Source organism: Phycisphaerales bacterium (assembly GCA_029268515.1).
GTDB lineage: Bacteria > Planctomycetota > Phycisphaerae > Phycisphaerales > SM1A02 > JAQWNP01.
On sequence record JAQWNP010000016.1, the window covers coordinates 38,653 to 52,291 of the forward strand.

The window sequence follows — 13,639 nt, forward strand, 5'->3', positions numbered from 1 at the left end:
TCAGGAAGAATACATTCCCGTCCTGATAGCCCATGCCGACGCAGTTTGCGGATAGCACTGCTGGCGACCTCCATTTTTGTGTTGGCCCCTGCTGCCTTAGGCCAGGACACCTATACCCTCACTGATGAGGACCAATGGAAAGCAACCCAAACGGCCCAGACTGGAACACCAGCAGGACAACTCGCTGCAGCCCGTAAAGCACTGGCTGCAGGCGAACTACTTCGCGCCATGAACCTGGTCACACGATGGATTGAGAAATTTCCATACGATCCACTTATTCCTGAGGCGTACATGATCCGCGGCGACACTCTGGTCGCACAGCACAGTTACTACGAGGCCCTCTACGACTACGAGTTCGTTGCTCGAAGTCACCCAAGCTCTGCTGCATTCGTGCAGGCGGTCACGCGGGAATATGAAATTGCCAAGCTATTCGCCAATGGCGTCCGCCGAAAATTTCTTGGACTACGAATCCTGCTGGCCTATGACGAAGCTCAGGAAATTTTCATTCGGGTACAAGAACGCTTACCGGGTAGCCAGATTGCTGAACAAGCTGGCTTGGCACTAGGCGACTTCTACTACCGTCGTCGTGAGATGCAATTAGCTGCTGATACCTATGCCGTCTTTATTGAGAACTATCCTCACTCAGACAATATTCCGCTGGCTCGACGCCGACTCATCTTCGCAAATATCGCTTCCTATAAGGGACCAGAGTTTGATGCTGTAGGCATTTTTGAGGCCCGTGCTCAACTTGAACAACTCGATGTTGTTTCACCAGCTCAAGCCCAACGAATTGGTTCAGAAGCATTGGTCTTGCGAATCAATGAATCAGAAGCAGAGAAGATGCTGACAACGGCTGAGTGGTACCTGGCTATTGGCGATCCCATTTCTGCTGAGTACACCATTCGTATCATGATCTTCGAGCACCCCAATACAGTGGCTGCGGCTCGTGCACTTCGCCTCATTCCATCAATCGTGCCCAATCTGCCACCTTCCGTGATTTCACAAATGCCGGATTATTCCATTTATCAAGAAGCCCTGTTAGACGCACCAGGTCAAGATCAAATGCTGGCCGAAGAGACCGTCACCGACGAAGCCAAGGCCGCCAATATGGAAGATCTCGATGCCGTCCAGCAGGAACAATCTGAGAAGGCGGAAAAAGCCCTCAAAGAAAAACAAGCCGAAGATGATTCCATCAACAAGGCATTTGAGGATGCGGAAAACAAAAAGAAACAAGAGGATGAGTCATCACCAGCAGGTGTGGGCGATCATCCACCAAATAGTGAGCCAACCCCATGAGGCTCCTACCTAAGCTACATCGTTGGTTGCCAAAAATATTTTTCCTATCCGCAAGCTGTTTGATAGCGAATGGTTGCGCCCAGGATCCGACTCAGGGCTACAGCATCAATAGCTCGACCTATACCACCAATATCAACACGATCGCTGTGCCGATATTCACCAATGACACCTACATGCGGAATATTAGTTTTTGGATTACAGATGCCGTAATCAAGGAAATTGAGGCCCGAACACCATATAAAGTCGCCTCTCAAGCCACTGCCGATAGCCTTTTAGAAGGCACCGTCGCTGGTGTGGAGCTCAGGACAATCTCTAAATCCCGCGAAACGGGCCTCAATCAAGAAGTTCTGGTCGTGGTGCAGATTGACTTCTCCTGGCGTGACCTACGGAGTGGCGAGCCTATGATGGAACGAACCGGTTTTTCAGCCGACGCCGTATTTACACCTTCTGGGACCACCAACCAAAAGCCTGGGGAGCCATTGGAACTGGGAGAATTCGCAGTCGTACAACAGATAGCAGAAGATATCGTCGATGAAATGCGTAATGACTGGTAAGGCACCCGCCTTCTTCTAATCCCTTAAAGAACGACGCCCAGTACTCTAAAACTCAATCAACACCAATGAGCCAACAAGACAAAAACCAAGACCCCCTTCCTCCCAAGGGCGACGCCAACGATCAAAAGCCTTCTGCCGAAAACGAAGGCGGTCCTAATCGGGGCACCCCGCCAACACCACCGCCTGCCAATCGCATGGGACGGGGCCTCATGACATGGGTGTTTCTCATTGGTCTCATGATCATTCTGTTTGCATTCTTGTCGAGTGGCGAGAAAGGCAAACAGATTGAAACGTGGAGCAGCTTCCTTAATACGGTCAGCACGCCCAATAAGATTGTGGACAATCGAGTCGACATTGGCCCCAATCGAATAACCGCACGTATTGCAGAAGGATCAATAGGCTATAGCGATGGTGAGCTGATCTACTTCAATTACCATCTGGGCGATTCTTCTGATTACATCGAAAAGCTCGAGGAAAAAGGCGTCACCTACGCGAACATAGATACGGAAACAAAAATCTGGAAACAGATCTTGTTTTCCTTTGGCCCAATCATCCTAGTGATCCTCCTGATTTGGTTCTTTATTAGCCGCTCAATGCGAAATGCCGGAGGAGGACCTGGTGGCATGCTGGGCAACTTTGGAAAGTCGAAACACCGACTCTCCAACAAGGACGCTATCGAAGTTACTTTTAATGACGTTGCAGGAATTGATGAGGCAAAGGAAGAAGTCACTGAGATTGTCGAATTCCTTAAAAACCCCAAGAGGTTCCAGCGACTTGGCGGTCGCATCCCACGGGGCGTCCTCCTGGTAGGCCCTCCCGGTTGCGGCAAAACGCTCCTCGCACGAGCAATTGCTGGTGAAGCCGACGTGCCCTTCTTCTCCATCTCTGGTTCTGACTTTGTAGAGATGTTTGTCGGCGTTGGCGCCAGCCGCGTCCGCGACTTATTCAAACAAGCCAAAGACAATTCACCATGCATCATCTTCCTTGATGAGATTGATGCAGTCGGACGCCGACGTGGTGGTGGGTTTACGACTGGCGGCCATGACGAACGAGAACAGACACTCAATGCAATTCTTGTTGAAATGGATGGTTTCAACGCGACAGACCAAATCATCGTGATTGCAGCAACCAACCGCTCAGACGTCCTCGATCCAGCGCTCACACGTCCAGGTCGTTTCGACCGCCAGGTACAGGTGCCACTACCCGACCTGTTTGGCCGAAGTCAGATTCTGGAAGTCCACTCTAAAAAGGTCAAGACTGGTCCTGATGTCAACCTAGAGCGACTCGGCCGTGGCACGCCTATGTTCTCAGGCGCAGACTTGGCAGCGGTCATTAATGAAGCCGCCATCATTGCAACACTGGCACATAAAGATCATGTTGAGATGGAAGACTTAGAAGAAGCTCGCGATAAGATTCGCTTTGGTCGCGCTCGCAAGAGCCGTCGAATTGAAGAGCTTGAACGAGTCGCCACTGCCTATCACGAAGCTGGCCATACCGTCGTACAAGCTCTGATGGAACATGCCGATCCAGTCCACAAGGTGACCATTATTCCACGTGGCCAATCACTCGGTGCCACTTTTAGCCTTCCCGAAAAGGACCGCTACGGATTCGGCACCCGATATCTCCGAGACACACTTCGTGTCCTCTGCGGTGGACGCATTGCTGAGCAGCGCAAGACTGGCGAGATCTCCTCTGGCGCATCGATGGACATCCAAATGGCTACACAATACGCCCGTAGCATGGTCATCGAGTGGGGCATGTCTGACAAATTGGGATTCGTTAACTACTCGGGTTCTGATACCAGTGAAATGTACATCCCAGAAAAGGACTACTCACCAGAGACAGCGCATATGATCGACAACGAAGTGCGACGAATCATTGATACCGCCTTCTCCGAAACTGAAAAGATCGTGGATGAACAATGGGATAAAATCGTGGCTGTCGCTGAGGCGCTCTTAAAGTTTGAAACGCTCTTAGCAGAAGAAGTCGACTCGCTTATGCAAGGCCAGCGGCTAGATAAGCCAACCGTTGCCGAACTGCTTGACGCAGAATCAGCAAAGAACAAATCATCAGATTCTGGATCTGCAGAATCACGTAAAGATCCTGATGATGAACCGGCTGCTGGTACGCTTCCCAGCCCGGCATGAGGACCATAAATCACTTGGCTCGCCAACGCTGCTTGTGGCGCTTAGTCCACTAGCTCAATTAGCGATCAATCACTCTTTTATGCCGCAGCAGGTGGTGATAATGCTGTGCAAAACGGTGTGCTTCATCTCGAATTGCTTGACAGAGCTTCAGCCCAACATTCTCTCTGCCGAGTCGAATGGGCTCACTCCGCCCCTCAAGATGAATCAGCTCCTCTCGCTTTGCAAGACTAATAAGCGCCTGTGGTCTTATTTCACCAAGCGCTGTACCAGCTGCTGAAAGTTGCCCTCGTCCACCGTCAATCAAAATGACGTCAGGCAAGAGCTCCTTACCTTCACGGGCGTTGCGATAACAGCGACTCACCACTTCGCCGATCGATGCATAATCATCATTTGAGGCCGTTCGCACACGAAACCGCCGGTATTGTTCTCGGAAAGGTCGACCATCAATAAAACAAACCTTTGAGCCAACCGTCTCATCTCCTTGTAGATGAGCAATATCAATGGCCTCAAGCCAGCGAATAGGTGCGTCCAATCCAAGTATTCGCTGCAGACTCCGCAGACCTTGGCTCGGATCAGACGCAAAAGCCATGACCTCTGGCTGCCATGCTGCCATCGTATGACGGTCTTTTTCACGTTCATCTAATTTCTCAATGGCTCGCAGTTGATCGCGAAGAATTGCTGCGTGTTCATACTCACGTCCCCGCGATGCTTGTTCCATCTCCGTTCGCAATTCTTTAATCATGACAGTGCGCTTAGAGCCAAGAAAACGAATGAAGCGATCAATGTCCTTGCGATATGCTTCTTGCGAAATTTTATTACCACAAGGCCCAGAGCATTGATTGATGGCATACAACAAGCATGGACGAAAATGTGCGTTACGGGGATCATCTGGATTGATATCAAGATGACATGTTCGATACTTGAAAACACGCTGCAACAATTGAAGTGCATCGCGTAAGGCACCTGACGAAGTAAATGGGCCAAAGATACGTCCCTGACGAAACTGATCATCACCAGGCGTGCGGGTGATATAAACACCAGGGAAGGCTTCGCGGGTTGTGATAACAAGATATGGATACGTCTTGTCATCCGTCATCAACTCATTGAACCGAGGCCGCGTATCTTTTATTAATCTCGATTCCACCAACAGTGCTTGCCACTCGCCATCACATTCGATGATATCGAGTGACTCAACATCACTGAGCATCAACTGTTTTTTCGGTCCCAGATCCACTGAGCGCGTAAAATAGGAGCCAACGCGGCTACGAAGGCTGGCGGCTTTCCCGACATAGAGAATGTGGTCGGCGTGATCCTTGAGCAAATAGACGCCAGGCTGATCTGGCAAGCTTCGGGCCTCTGCCGCCAGTCGAACGCGCACTTCCTCTCGATCAGTTGGAAATCCAGTCATGTCCCATGATTCTACGGATCTTTGATGAGCTGCAGAAAAATTCCCTGACAGCCATATTCACCACCACCAATCGAATCTGGCCAACCTCAAGTACAATCCAGTGATGGATCATCAAAAGCCAGAAACGGTGCTTCGTGGCGGTCGAGTCATCAATCCAGAAAGTGGATTTGACCAGACTGCTGATGTGCTGATTGAGAATGGCCTTGTCACAGCCATCGAGACCACGCCAGGCAAGATCTCGTCAAAAAGCAAGCGTGACACCCTGGTACTAGATGTAGAGGGATGCCTGGTGACACCAGGACTGATCGATCCGCATGTCCACTTCCGCGAGCCATCAATTAACCAGCTCCATACTGAGACGATTGCCACCGGCAGCAGAGGTGCTGTCTGTGGCGGCTTTACCACCGTCTGTTGTATGCCCAACACATCACCAGCATTGGATTGCATTGATGTTCTGGCCTTAGTCCAGCAACAGGCTACGAAAGCGCTCGCCGCTGACGGAAGTCAGGTTTTTGCTGTGGTCTGCGCCACGCTTGGTCGAAAAGGCAGTGAACTAGTCAATTTTCAAGGATTGGCTGAGGCAGGTGCTGTTGGTTTTTCAGATGACGGCGATGCCGTTGCTCGTGACGATGTCATGGCGATGGTATTGAAGAATGTCAAAGATGTTGGCAGCGTCTTTATGCAACATTGTCAGGATCCAGCGATGACCGTTGGATCTGTCATGAATACCAGTCCGACAGCTACACGACTGGGTCTTATTGGTTGGCCACCAGTTGCAGAATCATCTATTCTCAAGCGTGATCTAAAACTCAATGCCGACATCGGTGCCAAATACCATGCTCAACATCTTTCTGCTCGTGAATCAATCAACGCGCTTCGTGATGCCCAAAACGCTGGCCAACAAGCAAGCGGTGAGGCATCGCCACACCACCTGCTACTCACAGACGAATTCTGTGATAACTACAACACTCAAGCGAAGATCAATCCTCCCTTACGCAGTGCTGAAGATGTGGAAGCACTTCGAAATGCGATTGCGGAAGGCGTTGTTACTGTGCTTGCGACCGATCATGCGCCGCATCCAGCACAAACCAAGAACACTGATTTTGCCTCCGCTGCTTTTGGAACAATTGGTTTGGAATGCGCCTTGCCGCTTTATGCAAAGGCCTTGATCGAAACCGGTGTACTCGACTGGCCAGCGATGCTCTCCATGCTGACAATCAACCCCGCTCGCCTCGTTGGCCTTGATCAGCATGGCTATGGAAGCCTGAAGATCGGTCATCGAGCCGATATCACGGTCATTGATCCTGAGATGAAATGGACGGTCAACCCCGCTGATTTTCAATCACCGTGCACAAACTCAATGTTTGCCGGCTTTTCGGTCACCAGCAAAGCTGTGGCCACCATCGTTGGGGGGCGGCTTGTCCATGCTGAAAAAGCGTTTTCGCCCACGAATCGCCCCCCTCACCATCCTGAATCACGACCGACTGCTATTTCTTGAGCCTTAAGGGATTGAAGCGAGATGGCTAGTTGGTTAGAATCCGCCCCTCTTGAGCCATTTGCTGCTCACAGCTAAAGAGGATCGGTGGTCCTTCTTTTAGCTGCTTTTTACCCCTGGTCCGATCGACGTGGCCTCAGGATTCCGATCCCGACAAAACGTCACATCAAGCGCCCAAGCGCGGATCTCGGGCAGTGTAAAGCTGCCAACCACCGCATGCTCCGCCGGTCGCGCTGAACGAGGTACGGTCTCAGTATGCCTTCATCTGAAATGGTCAAAGACCTAATCGAAGCGGGTATTCACTTTGGGCAACGCAAAAGTGGATGGAACCCGAAAATGGCACCTTATATTTATGGTGCTCGTAACAAAATCCATATCATCGATATTCGCGAGACAATCAAGGGATTGCTGCTTGCTCGTAAGTTCATTACGAGAACTGTCGCTTCAGGCAAAGACATTTGCTACGTCGGCACCAAGCGTCAGGCTCGCGGTGCCGTCGAGGCAAGGGCAATTGAAGTTGGCATGCCTTATGTCATCGAAAGATGGCTTGGTGGCACACTGACAAACTTCAAAACCATCCGCGAACGTCTTAAGCGGCTTGTTGAGCTTGAGAAACTCGTTGATTCTGGTGAGATCGAAACATATTCGAAAAAGATGGCATCACAGTTGATGCGAGAAAAGCGCAAGATTACGCGAAACCTCCAGGGTATTCGCGACATGAAGAAATTGCCCGGCGCACTCTTTATCATTGACGTGCAACGAGAAACCAATGCGCTCAGAGAGGCTCGGACACTTGGAATCCCGACCATCGCGCTCATTGATACTGATGGAGATCCTGGCATGGCGGACATCCCCATTCCAGGAAATGATGACTCCATGCGATCGATTGATGTTGTATTGCGTGAGCTCAATGAGGCTGTTACTGAAGGCAAGTTGTCTCGTGGCCCTGAAAAGGGTTCAACTGAAGAGCCCAATGAGCAGCCTGCTCCAGCGCGGCGGTCATCGAGGTCCCGCTTCCGAGCAGATGAACCAGCGGCGCCCGCCGAAGATTCAGCGAGTAAAGCCCCAGCCGCTACTGAATCTGTTGCCGTTGCTGACCCTCCTTCTGAGATGCCCCCAACCGCAACATAAATGAACTCCAATTCTAAGCAGCAGCTTCAGCAATAATGGCCGTTGATCAGTCTGACTTAAAAACACCTTTCGTGAATCTCAACTCTATGGGAGCTTGTGACGTGACTTTTACCGCCAAGGATGTGATGGATCTCCGCCAGAAGACTGGCCTAGGCATGATGGACTGCAAGAAAGCCCTCAACGAAAAGGCCGGCGACCTTGCGGCAGCCGAAGAGTGGCTGCGAGAAACGCGAAAAGACAAAATGTCGACACGTACAGAACGGGCGACTGCAGAGGGTCGAATCGGAATTGTTGTTGATGGTTCGCAAGCGGTTATTGTTGAGGTCCTCACCGAAACTGACTTCACCGCTCGTAATGATAAGTTTGTAGAAATGGTCGAAGGTGTTGCTCAAGCAGCAATCAGTCAACCTGCAGGTGATGTCGCTCCTGACGCTGCAATGACGGCGCTCATTGATGACCAGCGAATTACGACAGGTGAAAATGTTAACTTCGGACGAGGCCAGAAGATTGAAGGTGGCTCGTTTGGATCCTATCTACATCACGATGGCAAGCGTGCCTGCTTAATTCAGGTTGAAGGTGATATAGACGACTCAACCCTCAAGGGCATATGCCAGCACATCGTATTTCATGACCCGATGGGTATCGGCCCTGAAGATGTACCTGCTGACAAGATCGAGCAGATCCGTACCGATGCCCAAGCTGAGGCCGAAGCAACGGGTAAGCCTGCAGAGATTGCTCAGAAGATGGCTGACGGGAAGGTTCGCAAGTTCTTGCAAGAATGCACCCTACTTGCACAGAAATATGTTCTTGACGAATCGAAAAGAGTTGAAGATATGCTTCCAGATGGCGCCAAGATAAAAGCGTTTGTGCGTTATACGCTGGGCGGCTAGAGATCATTCAACAACTCAGCTAGGGGCTACTTTGGATCATCACCAAAGGCTCATCGAGTGACTCGGGAATCTTCGTCAAGCGATTAAAAACCTCTGGTGTGTCGGGCGAGCCCCAGAGCAGTACCCCATCATCTGTGAATCCGCGCACCCAGCGCGTCATACTCAGGGCACCAATTTGCTGATGAATGGTCATGAATGCGCCGTTCAGGTATTGATCTGGACAGCCATCACCATTGGTCGAACCGACATAAACATCTTGTCCATTGAGATGCATATCAATTGTGCATCCGGACCGATAGTCACACTGTTGTGGCGAGATTGAACTGAGTACATCTGGCTCATTCCAGGCGTTTGCGTAAACAGCCCGATCATCAGGTAGATCATAGACCTCACATTGAACCTGCCCGTGGTATCCAAGACGGATATTCATAACCAACTGACTTATTGGTTCATCAGGCTGCGTAGCTTTGGCCTCTTCAACATAGAGCCAGGGACCATCCCGTCGATCCAACCAAATAGGCACCACAACACGCTGAAGATCCTCTGACGTTGAATCACTTTCTGCAACAATCAGAGTCGTAAAGTGGCCGACCATCCAACGAGCCGCACGTTTCGCTTGAGGCTGTTGGTACGGTGCAAGTTGCTCCATTGAAACAACACATCCCGCCGGCATGGTGCCTAAGAAGAAAGCGAATATGAACAACCGCATACTCGTTAGATCACGAAGAAATGACATCCGGGCCCTTTCCTGATTTCTTCTCATAGTTGCCATCACCAGCTCGTTCATATTTCGTAAAGCCAAGGCGATCAAGATTCTTATTACTCAATTTACTTTTGGTTGCACCGTCCGACCAAGTCGCTGGCAAGTTTGGTGCGGTTGGTACGCGTTGAATCTTCTCACCGGTCTCTGGGTGCTTCGTCAATGCATCAGCCGTCATTGGTTGCATAATTTCATAACGCTCCCCCGGAGAGTCATCCTCTGTCACAACTTCATAGACGTAAATTGGCATCTCAGAATTCTCCGCTTGTCCGACTACTTAAAAGAACTTGGTTTGGCCTTCTTAATGATGGGGTCCCCAGCGGGGCGGCCTTCTTTACGTGGATCGCTTGCCGCAGATAATCCATCCTCATCAACCACCACAATCTGCACAATACCAACTGTCCTGATCTCACTAATGGTATGCCCACGAGCCTCCATTGCCTGAACCAGGCCATCATTGGACCAACTTTCATCAAATCGCAACTCATCGGGGTACCACTGGTGGTGAAAACGTGGCGAAGCCACTGCCTCCCATGGTGTCATACCGAAGAGCATGACATCAAGAATGACCTGCAGCGTACCAGTGATGATTCGGGGCCCACCCGAAGCCCCCGCCACAATCACTGGGCGCCCATCCGAAAGCACGATCGTCGGTGACATGCTACTCAACGGCCGCTTCCCTGACTCCGGCAAATTCCAGTCAGATTGCCGAAGTTCAAAGAGATTGGAGCCACCCGAGACCGTCGTAAAATCATCCATCTCATTGTTAAGAACAATGCCAGTGTTTTCGTCGAATACAAGTGACCCAAAGTACCCATTGATTGTTTCTGTACAAGCAACAGCCATGCCTTGCTGATCAACAACGGAGATATGGCTGGTACCACGATCATCAGGAAGTGCCCGTCGCATTCCATAAGCACTTGGCTCACGCGTCTTAACCCGCTCAACCTGATCAGCTAATCGACGGTGGTAAGCACTGTCTGTCAAGCGATCAACAGGTACCGGCGCAAACTCGGGATCCGCCAACCATCTCGATCGATCCGCAAATGCATGTTTCATTGCCTCAGTCATGGTATGCACGTAACGAGGTGACCTGCGTGGCGGTAATCCATGACGCTCTACATACATATCCAGAATACTGAGAATCTGTTGCATAGCGATGCCCCCACTACTGGGCGGCGGCATTGACAACATCGTATATTTTTGAAACACAACGCGGGAAACAAGCGGTTCGACAATGGACACTCGATAGTTCTTCAAATCCTCAAGTGTCATGGTGCCGCCAAATTTACTAATTGTCTCTACCAGTGAGATCCCGATTGGACCATCGTAAAAAGCATCTCGACCATCTTTTACAATCATCTTGAGTGTTTGAGCAAGTGATGGCTGTCGAATCTGAGTGCCACGACGTAGCTGACCATTGTTCGCTAAGTCTTGCCACAATTGACTGCTGATCAGCATGAGATCTGGATCTTTCGCTCGCTGTTTCGCAGTCTCCTGCACAGCAAGCGCAAGATGTTTATCCGCTGAGAAACCTTTTTCAGCTGCTGTGATGGCAGGCTGTAGTACCTCACTTAGTGGCAGCTGACCAAAAGCCTCATGCGCCAAGAGCAATCCTGCCACAGTACCCGGCACTCCAATAGCATGGGGCCCGTACCGACTTGGGTGCTCTATCTGGCTCTCCAAATCAGAGTAGTAGGCTGGGTGCAACGCACCCGGAGCACGCTCACGATAATTAAGACCAACAAAAGTCGTACCTGTATCTGTTTGAAGCAGTGCATCTTCAAAACCCGCTTGCAGCAATACCTTCCTTGCTCTATCGCGCCGATCGGCCGCAAAATCAGGTGCTGCAATTAACATGAAACCACCGCCACCTAAACCGCATGATTGAGGTCTGGTGACGGCCAGACAGAAACTCGCTGCAACTGCTGCATCCACCGCGTTTCCGCCTTGCTTGAGGATTGCCAAGCCAGCATCTGAAGCAATTGGCGAGTCTGTGGCAATGGCCATCGACTCATAACGACCTCCATGACTGGGAATCGACCCACAGGAGACTGCATGTACAAGACATACGATGATCAGTAGCCAATGCAACCACTGAAAAGAATCTTTCATCTTGCTTTGTATTCTCTGTCGCGTGCCTAGGTTCACGATACAACTCCTGGCTTAGCTAACCGATATGCCTCAATCACTGATAGCGCCTTAAGAATGTCTTCAAGGCGATGACTTCCAGCTTCACGCTCTATCACCATATTGACCACTTTTGGAAGATGAGAAACCGCCCCAAGGAACTGATTCCAATCGACCGCCCCGCTACCCACAGGAACCTCACTCCCCCATCTTCCTGGAACTTCGGTAGGCATCGCATCTTTGATATGGACCTGAAGGATATGTGGTGAAAGTATCCTGATCGCCTCAATAGGATCACCCATGTTGTAGAGAATCATGTTGGCAGGATCAAAGTTCACACCGACATTTGGGCTGGCGAGCTCTTCGAGCAGTTCAAGCAGAGTCACTGCTGATTCCTGACCAGTCTCTAAGCCAAGCTGAATGCCATGGGAATCAAAGATGCTTGCCAATTCAGAAAGTCGTCCCAAAATCACACTTCGTTCAGGATCAGCTCGATCTTCTGGAATAAATCCAGCATGGAGAGTGACCAGTTTCAGGCTCATCTGATGTGCAAGCTCAGCCGTTTTTTTGGCCATCAAAAGATTCGCGTCCCACGTTTCATCTGGACGCAGCCCTCCTGTCGCACGAATAGACTCTAAAGTGGAATAATCTTCACCGACGGTCGCCATCATGCCGCTCAATAGCTGAATTCCGGCATGCGACAGCACTTCCTTGGTCTTATCACCCCCCTGACCCCAATTGTTCTCATCTTCAAGCACAGGCCCTAAAGCCAGCTGAACGCCCTCCACACCTGTTTTTGAAAGCTGAGAGCCCAGGATCTGAGGATTATTAGGTGATAAAGACCAGCTGCATACTCCGATAAGACCCATCGACATAGTAATCTCCATGAACTATTGAGCACCAGACTCACCGATTGTCGCCCCAGAGTGAAGGTCATGCCCTTCTAACGCCTTGGCCCTGGACGCCAATCTCGTCTAGCATATCCGCGACAGATCCTACGCACTCCTAGAGATCCAACAACGTACAGGTTGGAAGACCCCCACTAGGTTCCTACAATCCCAGCCCCAAGAGCAGTCTCTTTTTCCATGGACCTTAAGCCCAAGGAGACATCAAGGAACTGTGATATTGCCTTCTTGCCGGTGACTTTTTCGATCTCTAACAAACAAGGTCTATCCGTTGAATAACCTCACAGAAAACGCCAACGAACCGGTCATCACTGAGGTCACAGGTTCTCATGCAGTCATGAAATCACCATCGCTGCTTCACAGGCTCGAAGCATGTGCGGCTAGCCTTAGTACGCGTCATAACTTTTGGCATCGTCTTTTCTCAATGATCTGGCTGCCATATGCATTTCGAAGTGGCGTCAGACTTTGGCGGCGAGATGCTGGAACTTTCACTGCAGTACTTCCGTTCAAGCGAGTCAATCGGAACTGGTACAACGCGATGGCTGGTGCTGCACTTCTGGGCAACTCGGAAGTAGCCGCTGGAATGTTCGTCTTTGCTGAATGCAAGAGCGACTTTACCGTGGTATGCCGTGAGATGTCTTATCGATTTCTAAGACCGTGCCTCGGCCCGGCGATTTATGAAGTAGCAGATACCGAACGGGTTCGAAAAGAGATTCATGAGAGCATGAGCAAAAACACCGAGTTCAATCTTGAGATGACGCTCGATGTAAGACAGATTCTACGAAAGACAAAAGAGAAAGCACCACGAGTCGGACGTTGCTCAATTGTCTTCCATTGCACGCCGCGTGAGCAAGCAAAAGAAAAAGCTCAAGCAAGACGTCGTAAGGCTAATTCACGCTAGTCTGGTCCGATGATTACTCCTT

12 protein-coding genes are annotated in these 13,639 nt (G+C 50.5%); 7 read left to right on the forward strand and 5 right to left on the reverse strand.

The genetic code is table 11. The annotated features are described in order from the left end of the window. Positions 1 to 78: 78 nt before the first annotated feature. The 3 genes from bamD (at position 79) to ftsH (ending at position 3,997) form a co-directional block, all read left to right on the forward strand. The gene (gene bamD, locus P8J86_10370) at positions 79 to 1,296 is read left to right on the forward strand and encodes an outer membrane protein assembly factor BamD (GenBank protein MDG2055098.1); all 1,218 of its coding nucleotides are present in this window, start codon (positions 79 to 81) and stop codon (positions 1,294 to 1,296) included. After that, positions 1,293 to 1,850, forward strand: coding sequence for an LptE family protein (locus P8J86_10375; GenBank protein ID MDG2055099.1), 558 nt, complete (start codon positions 1,293 to 1,295; stop codon positions 1,848 to 1,850). Before bamD ends, P8J86_10375 begins: the two co-directional genes overlap by 4 nt. A gap of 65 nt (positions 1,851 to 1,915) precedes the next feature. After that, positions 1,916 to 3,997 (forward strand): ATP-dependent zinc metalloprotease FtsH, encoded by a 2,082-nt coding sequence (ftsH, locus tag P8J86_10380; GenBank protein MDG2055100.1) that lies wholly within the window; start codon positions 1,916 to 1,918, stop codon positions 3,995 to 3,997. 58 nt (positions 3,998 to 4,055) lie between these two features. Here the strand turns inward: ftsH and P8J86_10385 are convergent, their stop codons facing one another. Beyond that, positions 4,056 to 5,405 carry a UvrB/UvrC motif-containing protein gene (locus P8J86_10385; protein MDG2055101.1) on the reverse strand — a complete coding sequence of 450 codons (1,350 nt, stop codon included), beginning with the start codon at positions 5,403 to 5,405 and terminating at the stop codon, positions 4,056 to 4,058. 103 nt (positions 5,406 to 5,508) lie between these two features. Between P8J86_10385 and P8J86_10390 the strand changes: the two genes are divergently transcribed. From P8J86_10390 to tsf, 3 genes are all read left to right on the forward strand, one after another. Then, entirely contained in the window at positions 5,509 to 6,903 is a 1,395-nt protein-coding gene (locus P8J86_10390) for a dihydroorotase (GenBank protein ID MDG2055102.1), read from the forward strand. Positions 6,904 to 7,155: 252 nt separating this feature from the next. Further along, complete coding sequence (gene rpsB / locus P8J86_10395) at positions 7,156 to 8,031, forward strand: 30S ribosomal protein S2 (GenBank protein ID MDG2055103.1); 876 nt, start codon at positions 7,156 to 7,158, stop codon at positions 8,029 to 8,031. A gap of 101 nt (positions 8,032 to 8,132) precedes the next feature. Then, positions 8,133 to 8,921, forward strand: a complete 789-nt coding sequence (gene tsf / locus P8J86_10400) for a translation elongation factor Ts (protein MDG2055104.1) — start codon at positions 8,133 to 8,135, stop codon at positions 8,919 to 8,921. Positions 8,922 to 8,940: 19 nt separating this feature from the next. On the opposite strand, the gene P8J86_10405 is transcribed toward tsf, so the two are convergent. The 4 genes from P8J86_10405 to P8J86_10420 are packed head-to-tail and all read right to left on the reverse strand — an operon-like array spanning position 8,941 to position 12,686. Next, positions 8,941 to 9,657: a chromophore lyase CpcT/CpeT gene (locus tag P8J86_10405; GenBank protein ID MDG2055105.1), complete on the reverse strand. Its 717-nt coding sequence runs from the start codon at positions 9,655 to 9,657 to the stop codon at positions 8,941 to 8,943. Continuing rightward, positions 9,641 to 9,931, reverse strand: a complete 291-nt coding sequence (locus tag P8J86_10410; protein MDG2055106.1) for a hypothetical protein — start codon at positions 9,929 to 9,931, stop codon at positions 9,641 to 9,643. Before P8J86_10410 ends, P8J86_10405 begins: the two co-directional genes overlap by 17 nt. Positions 9,932 to 9,954: 23 nt before the next feature. Continuing rightward, on the reverse strand, positions 9,955 to 11,796 hold the full coding sequence (gene ggt, locus P8J86_10415; protein MDG2055107.1) for a gamma-glutamyltransferase: 1,842 nt from the start codon (positions 11,794 to 11,796) through the stop codon (positions 9,955 to 9,957). Between the two features lie 32 nt (positions 11,797 to 11,828). Next, positions 11,829 to 12,686 (reverse strand): sugar phosphate isomerase/epimerase, encoded by an 858-nt coding sequence (locus P8J86_10420; protein ID MDG2055108.1) that lies wholly within the window; start codon positions 12,684 to 12,686, stop codon positions 11,829 to 11,831. A gap of 301 nt (positions 12,687 to 12,987) precedes the next feature. On the opposite strand from P8J86_10420, the gene P8J86_10425 reads away from it, so the two are divergent. Then, positions 12,988 to 13,617: a hypothetical protein gene (locus P8J86_10425; GenBank protein MDG2055109.1), complete on the forward strand. Its 630-nt coding sequence runs from the start codon at positions 12,988 to 12,990 to the stop codon at positions 13,615 to 13,617. Positions 13,618 to 13,639: the final 22 nt, after the last annotated feature.